The organism is Psychrobacter sp. K31L (assembly GCF_017942195.1).
Classification (GTDB): Bacteria; Pseudomonadota; Gammaproteobacteria; order Pseudomonadales; family Moraxellaceae; genus Psychrobacter; species Psychrobacter glaciei.
Genome location: NZ_JAGKSC010000005.1, coordinates 69,524 through 91,166, shown reverse-complemented (window position 1 = coordinate 91,166; position 21,643 = coordinate 69,524). Strand labels below are relative to the sequence as shown.

Genomic DNA, 21,643 nt, shown 5'->3' with positions numbered 1-21,643 from the left:
CTTTAGCATTAAACGGTAAACTTGGCTTTACGAAGGCGGCAAAACTTTTGTATGATGGTCGTTTTGAGGATATCAAAGCATGAGTACCCAATCAGCTAGTGTTAACTCTGTTGAGCAAAACAGTCCAATCGCCTCTCCTGCTGGTCAGCCCAAAGTTGGCATTATCATGGGCTCGCAGTCTGATTGGGCAACCATGAATGCCGCTGCACAATTGCTTGCAGACTTTGATATTGCTTTTGATTGTGAAGTGGTATCAGCACACCGTACGCCTGATAGATTATTTGACTATGCCAAAAATGCTAAAGGTAATGGTTTACAAGTTATTATCGCTGGGGCTGGTGGCGCTGCTCACTTGCCGGGTATGTGTGCCAGTCAAACGCCGCTACCAGTATTTGGTGTCCCTGTAAAATCCTCGATGCTCAGTGGTTGGGACAGCTTATTATCTATCGTACAAATGCCAAAAGGTGTTGCGGTTGGTACGTTAGCAATTGGGGCGGCAGGCGCTTATAATGCAGCACTGCTGGCGATTCAAATCTTGGCCTTGCATGACGACGCAATCGCTACTAAGCTGGATACTCTACGCCAAACACAAACCGAAACCATCCTTGCCAGCCCAACACCGGGCATTATCAACAGTTAAAAAGTACAACTGAGTTGATGATAGTTTCTAAAAAACACGAAGACCCATTATCTGATTATAAATGTTCTAAACTTGATATTTATGCTTAGATGAGTTCTACTAAATACAAGGTGCATACAGTGCACCTTTTCCTATTTTAATAGATTAGATTTCAGATCTAAATAGGGTCTGTTGAACATTCAAATGTGGAACTGGTAGTGGCTATTTTTTAGACAATACGCAGTGAAATTTTTGACGCCTAGTCATTCTAGGTTAGACAATTTCGCCATGTATTGGCAAAAAATAGCCCTGCCCTGAAAGGCTGATGCTAAAATCACCCCAAACGTTGTTGTAAACCTAGCTAAGGTCTCGACATTATCGTCGGTTTACGCCTGATTTGATAAAACGTTTGGTGCAATTTTAGCGATCAGCAGTCCTAATATTTGAATGTTCAACAGACCCTAAACCGAATACCCTTTATTCATTTTTAATTCAAAGAGCCTGCCATGACCACAGCGAACGCTTATCCTGTTACCCAAACCATTCGTACTATCGGTATTTTAGGCGGTGGTCAGCTTGGCATGATGCTTGCCGAAGCGGCCATGCCTCTAGGCTATCAGTGTGTGTTTTTAGAAGACAATGCCGACTGCCCTGCCAGCCTTTACGGGCGCGTCTTTCATAGCGAGCAATTAGAAGCCTTTATTGCCGCGGCCGATGTATTTACATTGGAGTTTGAAAACACACCGACGGCGACGGTTGAACAACTGGCCAATTTATCAACATCTGGTAGCAAGCAAGGTATGTTTCCGCCACCGATTGCCCTTGATATCGCCCAAGATCGCTTAAAAGAAAAGCAGATGTTTAATGCCCTTGATATCGCCACCGTCCCTTTTAAAGCAGTCAACTCTGAAGCCGAGCTACAGCAAGCTTGTAGTGAGCTTGGACTGCCCATCGTCCTCAAGACCAGCCGCGGCGGTTATGATGGCAAAGGTCAATTTGTCATTAAGCAAGACAGCGATATCAAAGCCGCCTGGCAAGACCTCAAAGACGCTGTCAGTGGTAAAGGTGAGCTGACGCCAACGCCCGCGCCGTTGATTGCAGAAGGTTTTATTCATTTTAGCCGTGAGGTCTCTATTATCGCGGCACGAGGACAGAACGGTCAGGTACGCTGTTATGATTTGGTTGAAAACCATCATCATCATGGTGTTTTGGCCAAGACCCAAGCACCTGCCGTTGGGACTAGCCATTTATTTAAGCAAGCGACCGATGCGATTACCACGGTCATGAATCATTTGGGTTATGTGGGTGTTATGGCGCTTGAGCTATTCGTCACCAAAGACGCGCGTGGCAATGATGCTGTACTCGCCAATGAGATTGCGCCTCGTGTACACAATTCTGGACACTGGAGTATTGAAGGCGCTGTTACCAGTCAATTTGAAAACCATATCCGTGCTGTCGTCAATTTACCACTGGGCGATACAGACAATGTTCATCCAGCTATTATGCTCAACGTCTTAGGGCAATATCCTGATATCAGCGCCGTGCTAGCTATCGATGGCGCACATTATCATAGTTATCATAAGGCTGAACGCGAGGATCGAAAAATTGCACACATCACATTGATGCCCAATGATGTTGCCGATTTAGAGCCTGCCTTGGCCAAACTCGTCGCGGTACTTCCCAATAAAGTTGGTCTTGATAAAAAATTAGCCTCTGGTGTCATCAATAATCAGCCAAAAGCGACAGATCATTCGGCGGTTATAGCAGCTGATAGAACGTCTAAAGACAGTAACGACACGGTTAAAAATGATAACGCTATTAAAGACAGCCAAACCAAGCCAGTTATAGAGGCTAAATCAAAAACAGAGAAGGCTAAAAAATAATGCAAATTTGGGTGGATGCTGATTCGGTGCCATTAATTGCCAAAGATTTGATTATCAAAACGGCTGAGCGGACGCAGACAATGGCTATTTTTGTCGCCAATCAGCCAATTAAGCTGCGTAAGTCTCCGTTGCTCATCATGACGGTAGTGCCATCAGGATTTGATAAAGCGGATGACTATATCGTAGAACAAATACAGCCAGGCGATCTTGCGATTACCAGTGATATTCCTTTGGCCAATGACATTTTGGACAAAGGTGGCATGGTACTGACCACACGCGGTATGGTCTATGACAAAAACAATATCAAGCAAAAGCTCAATATGCGCGATTTTATGGATACCATGCGCGGTACTGGTGTGCTAGAGCTACAAGAGATGAGCGGACAAAAACCATACAGCGACCGTGATAAAAAAGCCTTCGCCGATGGTCTAAATCGTTTGGTACGTTGATTTTTAATAATGCTATTTCCCTTCCACTCACTCTAAATCTCTCATAGCCTGTGCTCTTTGCAAACCGTATACAATCATAACCAAACACTATGCAATCGGCACGCTTCATAACGAAGTGTGCCAACCATTCTTGTTACGCTACATTCAGTTTTTACAACAACAGTAACGTACATAAGAATAGGAATGACTATGAAAATTTTAGTAATTGGCGCAAGCGGTCGAGTAGGAACAGATTTGGTCAAGCAATTATTGGCTGATAATCATCAAGTGGTAGGCACGACCCGTCAACAAGAAAAATTGTTCAATGATGACAATTATAGCCAGTTGGATTTAGACATTACGGCTCAAAAAGACGCGATTCAGAAGCAAATCGATCAAGATATCGATGCGGTTTATTTTGTAGCTGGTTCTGGTGGTAAAGATATCTTAGAAGTCGATTTACATGGTGCGATCAAAACCATGCAAGCGGTACAGGACAAAGGTATCAAACGCTACATCATGCTCAGTACAGTGTTCTCATTAGACACTAAAAAATGGGACGAGCTAGGACTTGGCGACTTAAAAGGCTATTACATCTCTAAGCACTATGCCGATCAGTGGTTGGTAAATAACAGCAGCCTTGACTACACTATCGTACAAGCAGCGGCGCTAAAAGAACGCGAAGCGACTGGCAAAATTATCGTCAATGACAATAACTCTGGTGAAAATTCGATTGCAGACGTTGCCGCTACTTTAGTGGCTGTATTAAACGCGAGCAATACAACCAAAAAAGTCTTTGGTATGCATAACGGTGAGACAGCAATCGATGAAGCTGTAGCCAGTGTATAAGCTTATTTGATAATAGCTCATAAAAATCTAACAATATTAGATTTTTAAAAAGCTTAAAAGAAGGGTCACTTATTTATTGGCGAGCGTTCAAACAGCCAATCGATAAGTGACCCTTTTGCTTTGTACGGTATTTAAAATGAGCTAAGAAAACGATTATTTAAACTGGGTACGCCTAACACTTTATCTAATTGATACATATATAGTCAGAGCACCTTTAAACCGCTACGGTGTTACCCGTCCTAGATGTACTCAGTGTACTATCTGCGGTCGGTCGCCTTGTAGCGATTCTAACATTCCTTGACTATACAGTGTCGGCTATATTACGCCAAACCACTCGGAAACGGAATGACGTCCTCTAAGCTATTCGCCCCTGTTATCACCATGAGCAATCTATCGATACCGACGGCGATACCGCTACAGGGTATCAAGTCATCGGATGCTGCCAATAGGTGCTCATCGATTGGCATGACTGGCAGGTTATGACGCTGACGCAATTGATTGTCTTGCTCAAAGCGTGCCCTTAACGCCTGCCCATCTGCCAACTCGTCATAGGCATTGGCAATCTCAATACCATTAACATATAACTCAAAGCGCTTAGCCACCTTATTACCGTCTTTATCTAAAGCCGTTTTTGCTAATGCTGCCGTTGCTGGTGGATATTCTATAATCAAAGTCGGCAAATCGTGACCCAAGTTTGGCTCGACTGCATGGCTGAACAATAGGTCCAACCAACTTTGACGAATATCTTCTTCACTATTGGTTGCGCTGCTTTCTACACTATTAAAATCAAAACCGGTCAACCCTTTATCCTCTGCCACTGCTTGTAGCGCGGCTAGACTAGCCGTCAGCGGATGTATGCCGACGAAGTCCATAAAGGCATCAACATAGCGGTAATGGTTCATCACAATCGGATAGCCATAGAGCGCTTCTAGTAATTCGCCAAGCTCAGCCGCCATATCGGCTAAGCTATAATTCGGCTGATACCATTCCAGCATAGTGAATTCAATATTGTGACGTACACCTATCTCATTATCTCGAAAAACGGGACAAATCTGATAAATAGGCACTTGCCAGCTAGCCAGTAAACGCTTCATGGCAAATTCAGGTGACGTATGCAGGTAATAAGTACAAGGTCGATCTTGATAGGTAACTTGCGCAGCGACGGACTGCAAAAAATTATCTGTATTGCCAGCTTGCGACAGTAGCGGTGTTTGCACTTCTAGTACTTGCCGCTTATCAAAAAACTGACGAATATCCTGCATGAATTGCGCACGCTGCTGCGCCATACCTAGCGTCATGGTGGGTGCGTAGCTGGGCTTAGTGTCCGGCTTAACAGAAGAATTGATTGATTGATTCATGACTATTTACTGTGGCTAATGAATAATAAAAGTAAGTTTGTAAACTGAGTGTTGGCTTTAAAACTGCCATTCACGGCGCAAATGATAATCACGGCGTAGTTGATCAAAATCAGCACCACTAACTTGTCCATCAACTGCCTGACTCCGCAGAGAAGCATCATCTTGTATAATGTCATAGAACTTAATCAATCTATCTGGATGCGCCTTCAACTCAGACCATAAAAACATATTTAGTGGTAACAGTTTTTGCATAGATTGAGCAGGTGCGACCGCCAGTTTTTCACATAGCGCATCATAAATAATTTGCGTGCCGCGCAGCTTCCCTTCTACGGTATAGCCAGCGATGTGCGGCGTGGCGATAGCCAATTTGGCCAACAAGCCTTCAGAAATCTCTGGCTCGTGCTCAAACACATCAAGCACCACTTGCCGCTCGTTACGCTCAATACCTGCTTCTAAATCACTCGCATTAACAACAGGCCCACGCGCGCTATTAATGAGCATGGTATGCGGCGACATCATTGCTAGAGCCTCTGCATTGATTAAATGACGCGTTGGATAATCACTGCCATTACTGCTTTGAAAACTTTGTCCATCCGCAGCCTTTTTATCCGTACTCTTTTTGTCCGTGAGTGGCACATGTAAACTGACAACGTCGCTTTGGCTAAGCACTTGCTCAAAACTGGCATTATTAGTATCTGAAGGGTGTAATAATGGGTCATAGCCCAGTACTTGCCAGCCCAAAGCAGTCGCATACTGAGCGAGTGTACTGCCAATATTACCAAGCCCAATGATGCCCAAGGTTAATGGTGGCATTGATGATGTCATTGATAGCGTCATTGATGGCTGCCAATACTGTGGACGCAGCGTTAAGATAGCCGTCAGTACATATTGGGCGACCGAATGTTTGCTACAGCCAGCAGCATTGGCAAAGGTGATATTGCGTGCAGCCAAATAATTTTGATCAACATGATCGGTACCGATCGTTGCGGAACCAACAAACTCAACACTTTCATTATCCGCCAGTAATGCTTCATTTACTGACGTTACAGAGCGTATTAACAATATAGTTGGCTGTAATTCGGCAAGCAATTGCGCATTGATATCACGTCCAGCTACTTTGATAATATTTACCGTCTGCTCAGTCGCCTGACCAAGCATAGTGGCAGTAAAAAACTCATCAAGGCTGGCGATATTACTATCCGCCAAAATAGTGATTCCTGTTACTGTATCCGTCATCGCGTTAAGCCTTATTAAATCTCTTTATCGATCGGTATTTTACTCTTTATGACTCAGCTGCTTTCACTTTACTCATCAACCGCTGATTGTGTGTTTTTATCGCTCAACATGATTTCTTGTGGGGCGAATATTTCATTTTTGTGTTGCGATATCCACTCACGCCATACCGCAAGACCGATAGCCAATACCACAGGACCGATGAACAGACCAACGAAACCAAAAGCTGTTAAACCGCCCAAGACCCCGATAAAAATAATGATGAAAGGAATCTTGGTAGCACCGCTAATCACGATAGGACGGATAAGGTTGTCGACCCAGCTGATGACCAACACGCCCCACAACGCCAAACCAATACCTTCTACCGTATGACCCTGACTTAACAACCAAATCGACACCCCGCCCCACACAAATGGCGTACCAAACGGGATTAAGGCAATGATGAAAGTGATAATTGTCAGTAAAATAGGACTTGGCGCACCAGAGAAATAATAACCAATACCAGCAAGTATCGCCTGTGCCAATGCGGTCAGCCCAATACCATATACTACAGCGCGAGTGGTCGTACCCACAGAGTCAATATAACCATCGATACGATTGCCAATGATGTTACGTAAGGCTTGACGAATTTGGCGAACCAAGCTTGTGCCATCACGATAAAAGAAGAACAGGGTCATCAGCGCCATACCAAGCTTGGCAAGACTACTGAACACCACATCAAAGGCGATTTTGCCATAATATAAATGGGACTGTACCCAAATACGAAACGCTTCTAGCGTCCCTTCAGGGTTCTTATTGATGCGCCACAGCACATCTTTGACTTGTTGACCGATAATCGGTAAATCTTTGACAGAATCAGGCACGTCCAAATAACCTACTTTAATACGATAGATTAAGTTGCTGATGATACTTAAGGCTTCCTGCTGCAAAATAAAGATACCAACCACGAGCGGCACGCCGATCATAAGAGAGATGTTCACGGTCATAATAGCGGCGCTAACGTTTGAGCTGAACTTTACGCGTTGGTGAAAAAAGTTATAAATAGGAAAAGTAACGTACGCTAAAATCGCCGCCCATAGTGCCGGTACAATAAAAAACTGTACCACTTGAAAACATAATATAAACAGCACAACCAATAAAGTAATGGCCAATAAGCGCTGAATAATAAATTCTTTTGTCCAGTTTTCTATCATAGTGTATAAACCAAAAGCGGACAGCAAAACCTCATACGGCATTGCTGCAAAGTTTATAAATAGGTGAACAGCAATCTACGGACAATTTCCGTAGAGGGTATCCATTAGCGAGGGTGGTTGGCTATAAATATACAGGTCAATATTGGCTACAAGTAAACTTGCCTCACGTCAACCGTAACACAGTTGATGTCAATAATGTCTTAGAAAACAGGACAAGAAGCAGACTACCTACCGACAGGTATTATGCAACAAAGTAGGTCAAATAAATAACCCTATGTTGTAATCTTTCCTTACAATTTTTTTGGGCTAACTTCACTGGACCGTTACGTTGTTAACCAAACCATCATACATAGAATGAATACCGAAAAACAATAACCATTGAGTACTATTTGCTGTCACTTTATGAGTCACTATCTAGTAAGGTAAATCACTGGCGCGTTCTATTAGTATCAACAATTGATGTTATACTAGAATAATTGTTTTGAAATTTTAAGTGTCGCTACTTCAATTTGACCTTATTTATTTTCGTCATTATTAGAGCGCATCCTTTATCATAACCCTTCTTTATTCTTCCTCTCTAAACGCTGTTAATGTCTAGTTTTTTAGAGTAGTGCAGCATAATTTGGGTCTGCTATATAAGCATTACATTGATGCTTATACAAGCGTTGTACGCATCATGCGAGTTCGATATACGAACTCACGGTTAAAAACAATGTAAAAAAAACCATGACTGACGCGCAATGCTTTGATGTAATTTCGGATTAATTTTTATTTTACACCAACACTGATCCACCAAATTTTAAATACTATATTCATAGGAACAATAACAATGTCAAAAGACAATGATAACCCTAACCTTACTGCCTCAAATGAGGCGAGTAAGACCACTAAAACCCAAGACAGCGTTACTTTTGCTTTAGCCCAGTCACACTTTTTGGTCGGTGATATTACCGCCAATGCGGCAAAAATGCGCACGCTGGCACTAGAAGCTCGCGAGCAAGGTGCTGATGTGATTGTCTTTCCAGAGCTCGCACTATTGGGCTATCCACCCCAAGACTTACTGCTGCGCCCAAGCTTGTCAGGTCGCATCAAAAGCGCTTTATCTAGCTTAAGTGATATCGATGACATCGTCATGATCGTTGGCTATCCGCACGTCGATCACCATGGCACGTTCAACTCAGCAGCCATCCTGCATAATGGGCATCAAAAAGGCTTTTATCATAAACAAATATTGCCAAACTATGGCGTGTTCGATGAGCGCCGTTACTTTGACAAAGGTCGCAATCAAGTCCTATTTGATTATAAAGGCATTACTATTGGTCTGCTCATCTGTGAAGATTTGTGGGAAAAAGGCCCTATTTCTGACCTCAAAAAGCAAGGCGCAGATCTAGTAATAAGCTTAAATGCCTCACCTTTCGAAATTGAAAAACAAGACAATCGTAAAACCATGCTGACCAAACGCAGCCGTGAAAATGGCCTCCCCATCATCTATGTCAATGCTGTTGGCGGTCAAGATGACTTGGTCTTTGACGGTGGCTCTATGGCAGTTCAAGCTGATGGCAGCGTTGCCCACGAAGCGCCACGCTTTATGAACCAATTGCTACTCGCGACCTTAGACGTCAAAACTGCCAAATTCAATGCGCAGTCTAAAGCACCTTTGACCCTCAGCCGCGAGTCAGAGATGTATCAAGCGCTAGTGGTTGGCTTGCGTGATTATGTCAACCTTTCAGGATTCTCTGGCATTATCGTCGGTTTATCAGGTGGTATTGATTCGGCATTGACGCTGTGTATCGCAGTCGATGCCTTGGGTGCGGATAAAGTTTATGCGGTCATGATGCCCTATGAATATACGTCACCAATCAGCCTAGAAGACGCACAAGCACAAGCCCGTCGTCTAAATGTTTCTTATACGGTTTGTCCAATTTTTGATGCTGTCGAAGGCATTCGTCATACACTTGCCCCGCTATTTAATAAATCACCTGCGGACACCACTGAAGAAAATATCCAAGCACGTGCGCGCGGTGTTGTATTGATGGCACTGTCTAATAAATTTGGTCATTTGGTCATCACGACTGGCAACAAATCAGAGCTGGCAGTTGGTTATTCAACCTTATATGGTGATATGGCAGGTGGCTTCGATGTGCTAAAAGATGTTTATAAATCACAGGTTTATAAACTGGCCAGCTATCGCAACCGTCTAGAAGACACGCCTGTGATTCCTGAGCGTGTGATTACCCGCCCCCCATCAGCCGAGCTACGCCCTGACCAAAAAGATCAGGACAGCTTACCTGACTATGACATCTTAGACGGCATTTTGATGTCTTATATCGATGAAGACATGGGCTATCAAGATATCGTAGATAAAGGGTTCGATGCTGACTTGGTCGCCAAGGTTATCCAAATGGTCGACAATAACGAATTTAAACGCTGTCAGGCACCAATTGGCACGAAGATCAGCCATAAAGCCTTTGGTCGTGAGCGTCGTTACCCATTGGTGAATAAATGGTCGATAAAAGGCTAGGTTGCAACCATTGTCTGACTGCTACCGTAAAGAAGTCAGACAATGACGACCTCCTTGTTTAAAAATCAATCTTTAATTATTAGCTGGGTGCTTGCCCAGCTTTTTTAGTTTCTGACTAGAATGTGTTGAACATTCACAAATAAGCTTTTCGCGTCCACAAATTGAACCCTTTATTTTTAACCTAACTACCCTACCTATTTCTATCCGAGTATCTCATGAGCTTGCTAACTGCTGGTGTGTTTATCTTTTTATTAATTGCGCTCAGCGCCCTTGTTTCCAGCTCCGAGCTAGCACTAGCCTCCGCCCGAAAAATCAAACTACAAGTGATGGCCAAAGAAGGCGAAGTGCGCGCGCTTGATGTTCTCAATATGCAAGAGCATCCTGGCAGTTTTATTACTGTGGTACAGATCGCGCTCAATGCGGTGGCCATTTTGGCAGGTGTTATCGGCGAATCAGCCATCAGTCCTTATTTAGAGCGTCTATTCGGTCATGAAGCGCTCGCCTCTGTTGTGTCATTTATCATCATCACCAGTGTTTTTGTGCTGTTTGCCGACCTGATGCCCAAACGTCTCGCCATGTCCAACTCTGAACCGATTGCTATCAAAGTTGTACGGCCAATGATTTTTTTAATTTTTATATTAAAACCGATTATTTGGGTCTTTGATGGTGCAGCGAACCTGATTTTTAACTTATTGGGTATATCGACTGTCCGTCAAGATGAGATGACATCAGAGGATATCTACGCAGTGATGGATGCTGGTGCAGAAGCTGGGGTGATTAAACATCAAGAGCATCATTTGATCGAAAATATCTTTGAGATGCAAGAGCGCACGGTGACCTCAGTGATGAATCCACGCGAACACATCGTCTACTTTGATACCAAGGTCAGTACGGAGCAAGTGGTTGAGGTCATGATCAAACAACCACACAATAAATTTTTGGTCTGCCATGACGATGATCTAGAGCATATCATTGGCTATGTGGAGTCACGCAGTTTTTTAGCGTTGGTGCTTAACCAACAAGAGGTCAGCTTAACAAACAAAGCCTTATTAAAACCGGCGCTGTTTGTGCCTGATACTTTATCTTTGTTTGAAGTGTTAGAGATGTTTAAATCAACCGGTGCTGACTTTGCCGTTATCATTAACGAGTATGCGCTGGTCGTTGGAGTGATTACCTTAAAAGACGTCATGAGTATTGTCATGGGCGAGCTGGTCACTTTAGAAGATCAGCCCATTGTTCAGCGTACTGATAACTCTTGGCTCATTGACGGCATGACCCCAATCGAAGATGTGATTCGCTCACTTGGTATCGTCAATCTACCGCACAGCCAGAACTACGAAACGATCAGTGGTTTTATGGTCTATATGCTACGCAAAATCCCGAAGAAAACTGACAGCATTGAATATGCCAACTACCGCTTTGAAATTCTTGCGACTAATAACCTCAAAATTAACCAGCTACTAGTGACTAAGCTCGAAGAAGTAGCTTAATCGACTCAACATGCACTAACCTCTACTACCAAATATGGCGGTGCCGACTCGCACCATGGTCGAGCCATTGGCAATCGCCTCTGCCATATCATCACTCATGCCCATACTAAGCGTATCCCAGCCAGTTAATTCTGGATGGTCACGCTTGATGGCTTCAAATAATTGCTTGGTGCGGCTAAAAGCATCAGTGTTGGTTTTAGCAGGGATAATCATCAGTCCACGCAATTGCAGACGCTCATAACCTTTCATTGTGGTTATCAATTCCGGTAACTGCGCTGGCAAACACCCTGACTTGCTGTCTTCATTATCAATATTGAGTTGGATCAGAACGTTCAATGGCGGCAACTCGCTTGGACGTTGCTCATTCAGACGCTTCGCAATGATGTCGCGCTCAACCGTTTGTACCCAATCAAAATGCTCGGCAATATCACGCGTCTTATTACGTTGGATACTACCAATATAATGCCAAATAATAGACTCGCCTATTGCTTGAGATTTTAGGGTACTGATTTTTTCGATAGCTTCTTGCAGATAATTTTCCCCAAAGTGGCGTTGTCCTTGCTCAGCTAAAGTAGCAATCATCTCGGCAGGCTTGGTCTTAGAAACCGCAAGTAAAATAACCTCGTCTGGTGCGGTATCTTTGGCTTGTTCACCTGCCTGCGTCACTTGTCGTGTGACCTGTTGCCAGTTATCAATAAGGCTTAATTTATCAAAATTATTTTCAGTATCTTTCATATACAGCTCACAAGAATAAATGGTTCGATTATTTGTTTTGATTTTTATTAGGACTTCCAGAAAAATCTTGCCATGAGCAAAATTTACACAATAAATAAATGACTGTCTAATTTTACATTTTCTTAGCCTAGTAGATGGTTAAATGCCAAGAGTCTTGTTATGATATTGTTACATGGTTTAACATATACTGCTAAAAATAATAGTAATAGTAACAACCATAGCCCAGCTCATCGCTAAATAACTGATCTAGCAGAGGATGATTGGTAAGGTTATCGTTTACAGCCTGCTGCTATGCTCTTTTCGTCTTACCCTTATTCATTGATAGGAATGCCTGATTATGGCTGAAAAAAACAATCTAAGCATCGAAGATCTGCTGCGCTTTACGGTCAAACATAAGGCATCAGATCTACATATTTCAGCCGGTATGCCAGCGATGATTCGGGTCGACGGTGAGATGACACGCATCAATATGCCAACGATGACGCATCAAGTCGTGCATCAGCTGATTTATGACATCATGAATGATAAGCAGCGTGCTGACTTTGAAGAGTTTTATGAGACGGATTTTTCTTTCGAGATTCCCAACTTAGCGCGTTTTCGGGTCAACGCTTTTAACCAAAATCGCGGTGCAGGCGCTGTCTTTCGTACCATTCCTTCCAAAGTACTGACTATGGAAGACTTGGGTATGGGTGAGGTGTTCAAGCGTGTGTCAGATCTCAAACGTGGCGTCGTCCTAGTAACAGGTCCAACAGGCTCAGGAAAATCAACCACGCTCGCTGCTATGATTGATTATATCAATGAAACCCGTAAAGAGCATATTTTAACCATCGAAGACCCAATTGAATTTGTCCACGAATCTAAAAAAAGTCTGGTTAACCAACGTGAAGTACACCGTGATACCTTAGGTTTTGAGCCAGCGCTACGTTCAGCACTGCGTGAAGATCCTGATATTATCCTTGTTGGTGAGCTACGTGACCTTGAAACCATTCGTCTGGCCTTGACTGCTGCTGAGACCGGTCACTTAGTTTTTGGCACCCTACACACCAGCTCAGCGGCTAAGACCATTGACCGCGTGATCGATGTATTCCCTGCAGCGGAAAAAGACATGATTCGTGCCATGCTGTCGGAGTCGCTACAAGCGGTCATCTCACAGACTCTATTGCGTCGTCAAACTGGCGGACGAATTGCCGCACATGAGATTATGCTGGGTACGCCAGCGATTCGTAACTTGATTCGTGAGAATAAAATTGCCCAAATGTACTCCGCTATCCAAACAGGTGCCGGTGATGGCATGATTACTCTAGATCAAACGCTTAAAAATCTTGTGACAAAAGGCACGATCAGCAAAGACGTTGCTCGTCCTTATGCCAAGCAGCCTGACGCATTTTTATAGCAGTGCTGATCTGATCAGAGCTACTAACTACTACTAATAGCCAGTGACTTTTTTATATACCTTTTTATACACCTTATTTATTTTTAATAGTCATGATTATTGATCTTTAAAAATGGACTTTAGACAATTTTTAATCGATTTACACCGAATGTAGGTAAGATATGGATATTGATAAACTGTTACAGTTAATGATCAATAAAAACGGCTCCGACCTTTTTATTACCGCTGATGTAGCGCCTTCCATGAAAATAAATGGGAAAATTCTACCCGTTGGTAAGACGCCCCTGAGCGCTGAGCAAACCATGCTATTGGTCAAAGGGGTAATGACGCCAAGTCAACAAAAAGAGTTTAAAGAGACGAATGAATGTCAATTTGCCATTACTGATGAAGCACAGCAAGCACGCTTTCGAGTCAGTGCCTTTGTACAGCGCGATATGGCGGGCATGATTTTACGGAAAATTGAGAATAAAATTCCAACCGTTGAAGAACTACGATTGCCGCCAGCATTGAAGGAGCTGGCCATGAAAAAACGCGGTATTATTTTATTGGTTGGCGCAACTGGCACCGGTAAATCAACCACTCTGGCTTCCATGATCGGTCATCGCAACCAAAACTCTCATGGTCATATTATTACCATCGAAGACCCGATTGAATTCGTTCATAAACACCGTGGTTGTATCATCACTCAGCGTGAAGTCGGTATCGATACCCACTCTTTTGAGGCGGGTCTAAAAAACACCTTGCGCCAAGCACCAGATGTTATTTTGATTGGTGAAATTCGTAACCGTGAGGTTATGAGTTATGCGATCCAATATGCAGAGACTGGTCATTTAGTATTCGCCACCTTGCACGCCAACAATGCCAACCAAGCAATTGACCGTATTATTCACTTCTTTGAAACCAGTCGCCACAATCAATTATTTATGGATTTGTCGCTTAACTTACAGGCCATTATCGCGCAGCAATTGATTCCAACCCCAGACGGTAAAGGTCGGCGGGCAGCCATTGAGATTTTGTTAAACTCGCAGCTGATCAGTGACTATATCCGTAAAGGCGAAGTCCACGAAATCAAAGATGTCATGACGCGCTCCCGTGATAGCGGTATGCAAACCTTTGACCAAGCGCTCTTTGATCTATACGAACAAGGCGAAATCACTTATAAAGAAGCCATTCTGCACGCTGACTCTCCTAATGACTTACGTCTCAAAATTAAACTGAGCAGTAAAAATGGTACAGCTAATCTAGACGAAGGTGCTGATAGCTTATCGTTGGATGTCAGCTAATCTGTAGCAAGTAAGCAAGTCACACAGTAAAAACAGCCCTCATTATTGAGGGCTGTTTTTATTGTGTGACCACTGCTGTCTGCAAAAACAAATACTTTTAAGGCTATTATTTTGCGCTGTCACGACATTCTTGATTGTTACAAATGCCGTATAACACCAGAGAGTGACCCGATAGCTTAAAGCCATGCTCGGCGGCTACCTTGAGTTGCTGTTCTTCGATAATCTCGTTATGGAATTCGATAATCTTGCCGCAAACATCACAAACCAGATGATCATGATGCTCTGCCTGAGTGATCTCAAACACGGATAGATTATTTTCAAAGTTATGGCGCTCAACAATACCTGCTTGTTCAAACTGCGTCAGTACTCGGTAGACGGTCGCCAATCCCACATCTTCACCTTGTTCAATCAGTGCTTTGTACACCTCTTCTGCACTCATATGATGAAGCTCTGCGCACTCAAGCAACTCTAAAATTTTGATACGCGGTAACGTTACCTTTAATCCTGCTTTACGTAAATCTTGATTGGTAAAAGAAGCCATAATATCCCTTCTGACTGTTAAGTCTTAGCAAATAAAAACTAAAAAATATGAGGTAAATAATCGCCAGTGATTATTATTAATTAAATACTAAAGATCCAAATCTCCGTAGCCCAGCTTGTCTTGCATAAATTTTTAGCGTGGTTAAGATATATAGATCTCACCGCAAGTCTATGAATTTAAAATATAAATAATCCAATGCCTTAGGTAGTGTTTGGTAAATAATGTCGTAAGTGGTAGGCAATTGCAAGTAAATGACGTATCATTTGTCCAAGATTGTCGGCAAGACCAGCACCAACACCCCTTGACCGTACCTAATCCATTTTTTATGAGTCATCTTACCATGATAAAGACATTAAATTTTCGTCCGTTAAGCCGTGCAAGTACATTACGCAAGATTGTCATGACCGGTATGCTTAGTGCCTCGGTTGTGATGTCTGGCTGCTCATTACTGAGTGTTTATAAAATTGATTTGCCTCAAGGGACAGCCATTACCCAAGTGCAAGCTCAAAAATTGCAAGTGGGCATGAATCAAAACCAAGTCCTCTATATTTTGGGTAGCCCAGCGATTAAAGACACGCTGGAGCCTAAACGTTGGGACTATATTTATGATTATAAAGCAGGCACAGAAGGCAGCCGCAAAGGCATCGCTGATGTCAAAAATGCCAGCCAGCATTTGGTTATTTACTTTGATGACAACGGCTTAGTCAGTCGCATCGAAGGCATTGAAACCCTTCCTGCTCAATAAATCCGATTATAAATTTATGCTTAAGGATTGTTAGGGCGTGTCTTCATTTCAAAATAGCAGACTTAATAATGCTTAAGCTAAATGACAGTCCGGCTAAACCATCAACCTCGAGACTTACTTTTGCGCTGAGACATAGGATCAGCGCTTAAGCTGCGATAGACTTCTATTCGGTCGAACGGCTGCAATGGATAGCTGAGCGGCTGCTTTTGGGCATATATCCCTACATGCCAACGCTTAGCCGCTGGTGTTATCACTTGTTCCACTTCCTCACACCACCTTGCTAATGCTGGAAATTGCATCAACCAGCCTGCTTGCGCGAGTGCCTCGTATAAAGTAGTCCCTTCAGCGACTGATAACGTCAAATAATGCTGACGCTTTGCCTCTTCAGCATACGCCAGATAGACCGTCATTAGCTTACCCACTGTATCACCCAACCTATCAACGCCAACAGTAGCGCCACTGGTACAACCAAACGTATCGCTATCCGCCATAGATTATAGAACGCTTCATTGCCAAAGTTTAGAGACTTGCGCAAATGACTGATTTTCATCTGCCAACCGGCGAAGATGGACAACAGCAACACCGCGATACTACTGATAATAACCAGTATACCTACCAGCCATATAGTGGGTATGGCGATGACTAGTACCAGTGCTACCACAAAAGTGATCACCAAGCTGGCCAACAGCCCAAACTTATGCGCTAACTGCTGTACGCTATAATGTAGCAAATAGCTGGCCACAAACAACACCCCTAGCCAATATACCAGCTGTCCAATCGGTGGTAATGCCATACCACTGATAAATAGTGCCACAATCCCAACCAACAATTGCACTATCCAGATGGGCAATACCAATTTGCTCGCACGATATTCTTGATTGGCACGAGTGCGTGCTGGTTTTTGTGCATTGATATTATTCACATCTACCGCTGTGACGACTTGCTTGGTTGATAAGTGTTGACCGAACCAATATAGCCCTGTACCTGCCCCCACACTGACCAACGCTAAAGCAACCGCGCGCGCCCATTCACCTAAGCTGATACCAGTCATCGCAAAATTAATATTGGGCAAACCATTTGCAACGCCTAGCACCAAACCTACTAGCATTAAACCTAAACCAATCGGTAAAGGCGTAACACCGAGTAAGCTTAATAAGATAGCAATGACCATCAATCCCGCAGCGATCGCAAAGCTGGGGACGTCAGGTGCACTATTAAGGTCAGTAAGTGCCGATACAATACCAGTGCTAGCACCTGATATAACTAGCGCAGCAATAACAATCGAAACCAGCGCTGCCAACCAACCAAAGCTGCGCCATAATGGACTGGCATCAGCCTCACGAGTGAGTTTCTGCATACCTGCGAACGGCGCATCGACACTACGATAGGCGAGCGCAATCTCGGCATATACCACGGGCAGTGATACTAGGACCATCGCTAAGAGCCAAAGCAACCAAAAGTCAATTTCACCAATGGCTGCAGGTGCAAACCAGCGAAACAATAATAGTGGTAACAGCGCTGCGATAAAATAAGAAGCATAGCGGGTCATCATAATCTAAATCCAAACGATCTAAAGTGAATAACGATAATTAATAATTATACAGACCAAGCAAAAGCATCTGTAGGTAGGCTTATAATCGTCTATATAATATAAAGGTATGTACAATATAAGGGACTGGCAGTTATAAAAAAACCCCGAAATCGGGGTTTAATAACTAAATAATGACTGACACGTAATCAGCGGCTTAATGGCAGTGTGCTATAAAGCAAACGCTGAAAATGCTTGCACTTAGTGAACAGCACTCACATAATCTGCCAAAATACGGATATCGCGATCTGATAGCTTAGAGGCTACCGTCTGCATCATACCTTTTTCGCCTTCTTTTGCCGCATCATTGGCACGTTTTTGATCATCGCTATCGATGTCATCTTCACGTCCAGCTGCACGGAACAGTTTTAGCTGAGTGGCGATATATTGAGAGTGTTGTCCACCTAAACGTGGAAACGCTGCCCATGTATTACCAGCCGCATCTGGACCATGACAACCTGCACAGCCAATAATGCCACGAGATTTGTCACCACCTAAAAACAGCTTGGTCGCTTCTTGGTTGGTTGCCGGATTACCGAAGCCAACTCCCCAAGGCGCTTGGCTAGCATAATAGCCTGCCACATTGGCCAAATCTTGCTGTGATAAGTTCGCCACTTGCGACTGCATAATACCGTTCTTACGGTAACCGGCTTTAAAGTTGACCAACTGTTTATAGAGATACTTAACATTTTGGCCGCCCAAATTAGGCTGAGCAGGAACCACACTGACACCATCAACACCATGACAAGCAGCACAGACTGTTTCTGCAATTTGCTTGCCAGCGTTAACGTCATATTCGGGAACAACAATAGCAGCTTGTACGCTGAAACTTGCAACGCATAAGCTGGCAGCAGCGATTAACTTTTTCATTGATACAAATCCTACTAACTCGGCGTAAGTATTATTTAGAGTGATTGCATCGACAAGCACATTGATATACGTCGCGCTACTATATAGCGAAGTCAGCATATATTTTATGGGTTGGTCACAAACAGTCTGAAAGTACTTACTAACATCAGGGTTTATTTTGGATTATTATAGCAAGACTTTATAGTATTTGCCTACTTAATCGTAGTAACCGCTGGTTTTTCTATTGGCGCTACTATAGGATGCTGCTTGAAAAACAAAAAGCGCATGAAGTGAGTGCTTCAAGCGCTTTATTTCTTTTATCTAAAATTTTGATGCAGCAGCTGTTATTTACTCATATAGTCAATCAGTTTACGGTAATCATCATTGCTACAGTTATCACAAAGTCCGCCAGCTGGCATCTGTGTCATACCACTTTTGACTGAGTTAATTAGAGCTGGCATGCCTTTTTGTTGTATTAGCTGCTGCCACTTAGCACTGTCGCCTTTTTTGATAGCATTCAACGCGCCACTATCGTGACAAGCTGCACATGAATTGTCATAGGTGGTGGCAATATCAGCAGCACTGGCGCTGGTTGTCATGGCTGTCGTTAGGACAAGCGCTGCACCACTGCCAATTAGTAGACGGCCAGTTTTGGTAAAAAGTGTGGTGATTGCAGACATAGGGCACCTCCTTAATTTTTTCGTACGCTTAATTAGATACCAACTTAATTAAATACTATAATAAACGTTTTTCATTAAACATTGTAACAATATATGTCAATTTAGTATACATGAATCGAGTTTGACTTTAGTAACGCTTTTTTATGCGAGGAAAACTTTCGCTAAGCGCTACTACACTTTAATGGTATGCTGTCATTTATATAAGACTAATCACCGTAATTTCAATAAGTAAGACGGTTAATAGTATAGAATAGTCACTGGTTTAAAACAGCGATTGTTATCAGCAAGAGCCACTCGTATTCTATCTATTTAATGCGTCGCTTTGATGATTAGCCAACCACCAATTCTCACTACCGTATCCAATTTTTTGCAGATTAATGAGCCATTTATGAGTACCCCGTTTACAGATGTCGCCGCCGAACATGCGGTGTTTAATACCAAATCGCGCCAACGAATTCAGCAAACTGAGTTTATGACGTCAGCGCCTACTTTTCGCCTTTGTCCGCCTGATGTCGGGTTAGAGGTTGCTTTTGCAGGACGCTCAAACGCGGGTAAGTCCTCGGCCATTAATGCATTGACCAATCAGCGGCAGTTGGCGCGCTCGTCCAAGACCCCTGGTCGTACGCAGATGATTAACTTTTTTAGTATTGGCGATAAGCACAGACGTCTGGTTGATTTGCCAGGCTATGGTTATGCTGCCGTGCCGCTGGAAATGAAAAAAGAATGGCAGGTCGAGTTGGAAGAATATTTGGTATCGCGCTCAAGCCTAGCAGGCTTAGTGCTGATGACAGATATTCGTCATCCGCTCAAATTCTTTGATGAGCAAATGCTATTTTGGGCCAAAGAAGGTGAGCTGCCCGTCCATATTTTGCTGACTAAAGCAGATAAATTGAAGTATGGTGCTTCTAAAAACGCCTTACTCAATACCCGCAAAAGACTGAAAGAGTTAGGTCTTAAATGTACCATTCAGTTATTTTCAGCCTTGAGAAAAGAAGGCCTCGATGAATTGGCTGGTGTGATGGGCAATTGGTACGATTACCAGCTTAATGACAACAAAATCATTGAATCCTCTTTTAATCTGCTTGATGATGACCCGCTCGAAGAAGAAGAAGAATTGCTCGAAGATAACGAACAGTCTGATAGTGATCAGCCTGCTAATGAACAACCTAATGATGAGCTGCCAACTGATAAATAAATAGCAGACCATTAGTTAGGGCGTGTCATCAATTAGCACATTGATACATTTAGTGGTCTTAAAATGGTTAAATTTTGCCAAACATCGTCAGAAATCTTGTCAATATGTTCATATTTACGGTAATTTCTTTCTTGTTTGGCTGCAATTTTCCTCATTTTAAGCCTCACAATCTAAATGATGACACGCCCTAGTAGCATTTTATGAAAATTGATAAAAAAAAGGGTTTATCGCTAATAGTGATAAACCCTTTTTTCTTGTCATTTATCTGTCTGCTCTGAGTCTAGCCACACAACAGCTCAGCTAACGCTTGCGGTGTGTCTACTTGATAAGTAGGTAACTGGGCAGCCAACTCAGCGCTGGATGCTGTCCCGTAGTTAACAGCAATACTAGTCATGCCAAGTTTATTTGCCATTTGAATATCATAAATACTATCACCGATAAATACGGCGTCAGATACTGACTGCTGTGTATAATTCAAGATATCCGTCAGCATCTGCGGATCAGGCTTTGAACCTGACTCATCGGCACAGCGGGTAATATCAAAATAATCATGACTTGCCGAAGCATCCAGTACGCGATCCAGTCCACGTCGCTTTTTGCCAGTTGCCACAGCAAGCTTACGACCCTGCTGTTGTAAAGTCTTTAGCATGGTTTCTGTAGGGGCAAAGAACGGTGTGCGGTGGCTGTTTGGAATATAATAGTCAGCGTAGCTTTGTTGGATGGCAAGCTTTTGCGCCTCACTGGCCTGCGGATACAAAATCTCAATACCATTCATCAGGCTAAGACCAATGATGTCTTTGACGGCTTGATCGGTGGTTTGAAAGCCATGTGCCTCTCCTGCCACATGCATGGATTCAACAATCAGACCGATTGAATCCATCAACGTACCATCCCAATCAAAAATAACTAGCGTCTTGTCGGCTAAGCGATGATCAGACTGTTTATTCATGAGTTTGCCTTATTAAATGGTGCGCATTTATTACAGATGCTAAAACGTCACGCCGACTTATTGGTAGAAATAAATAAGTGAGCATGACGTTTAGGATCGATACTTAATACC

Annotated in this window: 20 protein-coding genes; 10 read left to right on the top strand and 10 right to left on the bottom strand. The window is 43.2% G+C overall.

What is annotated here, in order from left to right; all coding sequences use genetic code 11:
* The first annotated feature begins 79 nt into the window (after positions 1-79).
* The 4 genes from purE (at position 80) to J5X94_RS09560 (ending at position 3,779) form a co-directional block, all read left to right on the top strand.
* Positions 80-640 (top strand): 5-(carboxyamino)imidazole ribonucleotide mutase, encoded by a 561-nt coding sequence (purE, locus tag J5X94_RS09575; protein WP_210541097.1) that lies wholly within the window; start codon positions 80-82, stop codon positions 638-640.
* A gap of 485 nt (positions 641-1,125) precedes the next feature.
* Complete coding sequence (locus tag J5X94_RS09570) at positions 1,126-2,502, top strand: 5-(carboxyamino)imidazole ribonucleotide synthase (RefSeq protein WP_210541096.1); 1,377 nt, start codon at positions 1,126-1,128, stop codon at positions 2,500-2,502.
* Positions 2,502-2,951, top strand: coding sequence for a YaiI/YqxD family protein (locus J5X94_RS09565; protein ID WP_210541095.1), 450 nt, complete (start codon positions 2,502-2,504; stop codon positions 2,949-2,951). Before J5X94_RS09570 ends, J5X94_RS09565 begins: the two co-directional genes overlap by 1 nt.
* Positions 2,952-3,140: 189 nt before the next feature.
* Complete coding sequence (locus J5X94_RS09560) at positions 3,141-3,779, top strand: NAD(P)H-binding protein (protein WP_194620774.1); 639 nt, start codon at positions 3,141-3,143, stop codon at positions 3,777-3,779.
* A gap of 320 nt (positions 3,780-4,099) precedes the next feature.
* Here the strand turns inward: J5X94_RS09560 and epmA are convergent, their stop codons facing one another.
* From epmA to J5X94_RS09545, 3 genes are all read right to left on the bottom strand, one after another.
* Positions 4,100-5,137 (bottom strand): EF-P lysine aminoacylase EpmA, encoded by a 1,038-nt coding sequence (gene epmA / locus J5X94_RS09555; RefSeq protein WP_210541094.1) that lies wholly within the window; start codon positions 5,135-5,137, stop codon positions 4,100-4,102.
* Positions 5,138-5,194: 57 nt separating this feature from the next.
* Positions 5,195-6,373, bottom strand: a complete 1,179-nt coding sequence (locus J5X94_RS09550; protein ID WP_210541093.1) for a 4-phosphoerythronate dehydrogenase — start codon at positions 6,371-6,373, stop codon at positions 5,195-5,197.
* 68 nt (positions 6,374-6,441) lie between these two features.
* Positions 6,442-7,563, bottom strand: a complete 1,122-nt coding sequence (locus J5X94_RS09545) for an AI-2E family transporter (protein ID WP_210541092.1) — start codon at positions 7,561-7,563, stop codon at positions 6,442-6,444.
* A gap of 829 nt (positions 7,564-8,392) precedes the next feature.
* Here J5X94_RS09545 and J5X94_RS09540 point away from each other — a divergent pair.
* Together J5X94_RS09540 and J5X94_RS09535 are read left to right on the top strand one after the other, a co-directional pair.
* Positions 8,393-10,084, top strand: a complete 1,692-nt coding sequence (locus tag J5X94_RS09540) for an NAD+ synthase (protein ID WP_010195736.1) — start codon at positions 8,393-8,395, stop codon at positions 10,082-10,084.
* A 215-nt stretch (positions 10,085-10,299) separates the two neighbouring features.
* Positions 10,300-11,574, top strand: a complete 1,275-nt coding sequence (locus J5X94_RS09535; protein WP_010195738.1) for a hemolysin family protein — start codon at positions 10,300-10,302, stop codon at positions 11,572-11,574.
* Between the two features lie 15 nt (positions 11,575-11,589).
* Here J5X94_RS09535 and J5X94_RS09530 read toward each other — a convergent pair whose 3' ends face one another.
* Entirely contained in the window at positions 11,590-12,309 is a 720-nt protein-coding gene (locus tag J5X94_RS09530) for a YggS family pyridoxal phosphate-dependent enzyme (protein ID WP_194620769.1), read from the bottom strand.
* 337 nt (positions 12,310-12,646) lie between these two features.
* Between J5X94_RS09530 and J5X94_RS09525 the strand changes: the two genes are divergently transcribed.
* Positions 12,647-13,702: a type IV pilus twitching motility protein PilT gene (locus J5X94_RS09525; protein WP_010195743.1), complete on the top strand. Its 1,056-nt coding sequence runs from the start codon at positions 12,647-12,649 to the stop codon at positions 13,700-13,702.
* Between the two features lie 161 nt (positions 13,703-13,863).
* The gene (locus tag J5X94_RS09520; RefSeq protein WP_189582949.1) at positions 13,864-14,985 is read left to right on the top strand and encodes a PilT/PilU family type 4a pilus ATPase; all 1,122 of its coding nucleotides are present in this window, start codon (positions 13,864-13,866) and stop codon (positions 14,983-14,985) included.
* A gap of 106 nt (positions 14,986-15,091) precedes the next feature.
* Here J5X94_RS09520 and fur read toward each other — a convergent pair whose 3' ends face one another.
* Positions 15,092-15,526, bottom strand: coding sequence for a ferric iron uptake transcriptional regulator (gene fur / locus J5X94_RS09515; RefSeq protein WP_189582952.1), 435 nt, complete (start codon positions 15,524-15,526; stop codon positions 15,092-15,094).
* 325 nt (positions 15,527-15,851) lie between these two features.
* Here fur and J5X94_RS09510 point away from each other — a divergent pair, with 325 nt between their 5' ends.
* Positions 15,852-16,271, top strand: coding sequence for an outer membrane protein assembly factor BamE (locus J5X94_RS09510; RefSeq protein ID WP_051000695.1), 420 nt, complete (start codon positions 15,852-15,854; stop codon positions 16,269-16,271).
* A 101-nt stretch (positions 16,272-16,372) separates the two neighbouring features.
* On the opposite strand, the gene J5X94_RS09505 is transcribed toward J5X94_RS09510, so the two are convergent.
* The 4 genes from J5X94_RS09505 to J5X94_RS09490 form a co-directional block, all read right to left on the bottom strand.
* Entirely contained in the window at positions 16,373-16,693 is a 321-nt protein-coding gene (locus J5X94_RS09505) for an RnfH family protein (protein WP_323128906.1), read from the bottom strand.
* Entirely contained in the window at positions 16,681-17,823 is a 1,143-nt protein-coding gene (locus tag J5X94_RS09500) for a hypothetical protein (protein ID WP_210541091.1), read from the bottom strand. The genes J5X94_RS09505 and J5X94_RS09500 overlap by 13 nt, the downstream gene beginning before the upstream one ends.
* Before the next feature lie 237 nt (positions 17,824-18,060).
* Positions 18,061-18,729, bottom strand: a complete 669-nt coding sequence (locus J5X94_RS09495) for a c-type cytochrome (protein WP_010195758.1) — start codon at positions 18,727-18,729, stop codon at positions 18,061-18,063.
* 323 nt (positions 18,730-19,052) lie between these two features.
* A complete protein-coding gene (locus J5X94_RS09490; protein ID WP_210541090.1) occupies positions 19,053-19,388 on the bottom strand; it encodes a c-type cytochrome in 336 nt (111 codons plus the stop codon).
* Between the two features lie 388 nt (positions 19,389-19,776).
* Between J5X94_RS09490 and yihA the strand changes: the two genes are divergently transcribed.
* Positions 19,777-20,583 carry a ribosome biogenesis GTP-binding protein YihA/YsxC gene (yihA, locus tag J5X94_RS09485; RefSeq protein ID WP_210541089.1) on the top strand — a complete coding sequence of 269 codons (807 nt, stop codon included), beginning with the start codon at positions 19,777-19,779 and terminating at the stop codon, positions 20,581-20,583.
* A 280-nt stretch (positions 20,584-20,863) separates the two neighbouring features.
* Here yihA and J5X94_RS09480 read toward each other — a convergent pair whose 3' ends face one another.
* The gene (locus tag J5X94_RS09480; protein ID WP_210541088.1) at positions 20,864-21,532 is read right to left on the bottom strand and encodes an HAD-IA family hydrolase; all 669 of its coding nucleotides are present in this window, start codon (positions 21,530-21,532) and stop codon (positions 20,864-20,866) included.
* Between the last annotated feature and the right edge of the window lie 111 nt (positions 21,533-21,643).

What these genes read in the sequence shown, in the direction of transcription:
- purE (WP_210541097.1), top strand. Translation starts at nt 80, where the DNA reads ATGAGTACCCAATCAGCTAGTGTTAACTCTGTTGAGCAAAACAGTCCA.
- J5X94_RS09570 (WP_210541096.1), top strand. Translation starts at nt 1,126, where the DNA reads ATGACCACAGCGAACGCTTATCCTGTTACCCAAACCATTCGTACTATC.
- J5X94_RS09565 (WP_210541095.1), top strand. Translation starts at nt 2,502, where the DNA reads ATGCAAATTTGGGTGGATGCTGATTCGGTGCCATTAATTGCCAAAGAT.
- J5X94_RS09560 (WP_194620774.1), top strand. Translation starts at nt 3,141, where the DNA reads ATGAAAATTTTAGTAATTGGCGCAAGCGGTCGAGTAGGAACAGATTTG.
- epmA (WP_210541094.1), bottom strand. Translation starts at nt 5,137, where the DNA reads ATGAATCAATCAATCAATTCTTCTGTTAAGCCGGACACTAAGCCCAGC.
- J5X94_RS09550 (WP_210541093.1), bottom strand. Translation starts at nt 6,373, where the DNA reads ATGACGGATACAGTAACAGGAATCACTATTTTGGCGGATAGTAATATC.
- J5X94_RS09545 (WP_210541092.1), bottom strand. Translation starts at nt 7,563, where the DNA reads ATGATAGAAAACTGGACAAAAGAATTTATTATTCAGCGCTTATTGGCC.
- J5X94_RS09540 (WP_010195736.1), top strand. Translation starts at nt 8,393, where the DNA reads ATGTCAAAAGACAATGATAACCCTAACCTTACTGCCTCAAATGAGGCG.
- J5X94_RS09535 (WP_010195738.1), top strand. Translation starts at nt 10,300, where the DNA reads ATGAGCTTGCTAACTGCTGGTGTGTTTATCTTTTTATTAATTGCGCTC.
- J5X94_RS09530 (WP_194620769.1), bottom strand. Translation starts at nt 12,309, where the DNA reads ATGAAAGATACTGAAAATAATTTTGATAAATTAAGCCTTATTGATAAC.
- J5X94_RS09525 (WP_010195743.1), top strand. Translation starts at nt 12,647, where the DNA reads ATGGCTGAAAAAAACAATCTAAGCATCGAAGATCTGCTGCGCTTTACG.
- J5X94_RS09520 (WP_189582949.1), top strand. Translation starts at nt 13,864, where the DNA reads ATGGATATTGATAAACTGTTACAGTTAATGATCAATAAAAACGGCTCC.
- fur (WP_189582952.1), bottom strand. Translation starts at nt 15,526, where the DNA reads ATGGCTTCTTTTACCAATCAAGATTTACGTAAAGCAGGATTAAAGGTA.
- J5X94_RS09510 (WP_051000695.1), top strand. Translation starts at nt 15,852, where the DNA reads ATGAGTCATCTTACCATGATAAAGACATTAAATTTTCGTCCGTTAAGC.
- J5X94_RS09500 (WP_210541091.1), bottom strand. Translation starts at nt 17,823, where the DNA reads ATGATGACCCGCTATGCTTCTTATTTTATCGCAGCGCTGTTACCACTA.
- J5X94_RS09495 (WP_010195758.1), bottom strand. Translation starts at nt 18,729, where the DNA reads ATGAAAAAGTTAATCGCTGCTGCCAGCTTATGCGTTGCAAGTTTCAGC.
- J5X94_RS09490 (WP_210541090.1), bottom strand. Translation starts at nt 19,388, where the DNA reads ATGTCTGCAATCACCACACTTTTTACCAAAACTGGCCGTCTACTAATT.
- yihA (WP_210541089.1), top strand. Translation starts at nt 19,777, where the DNA reads ATGAGTACCCCGTTTACAGATGTCGCCGCCGAACATGCGGTGTTTAAT.
- J5X94_RS09480 (WP_210541088.1), bottom strand. Translation starts at nt 21,532, where the DNA reads ATGAATAAACAGTCTGATCATCGCTTAGCCGACAAGACGCTAGTTATT.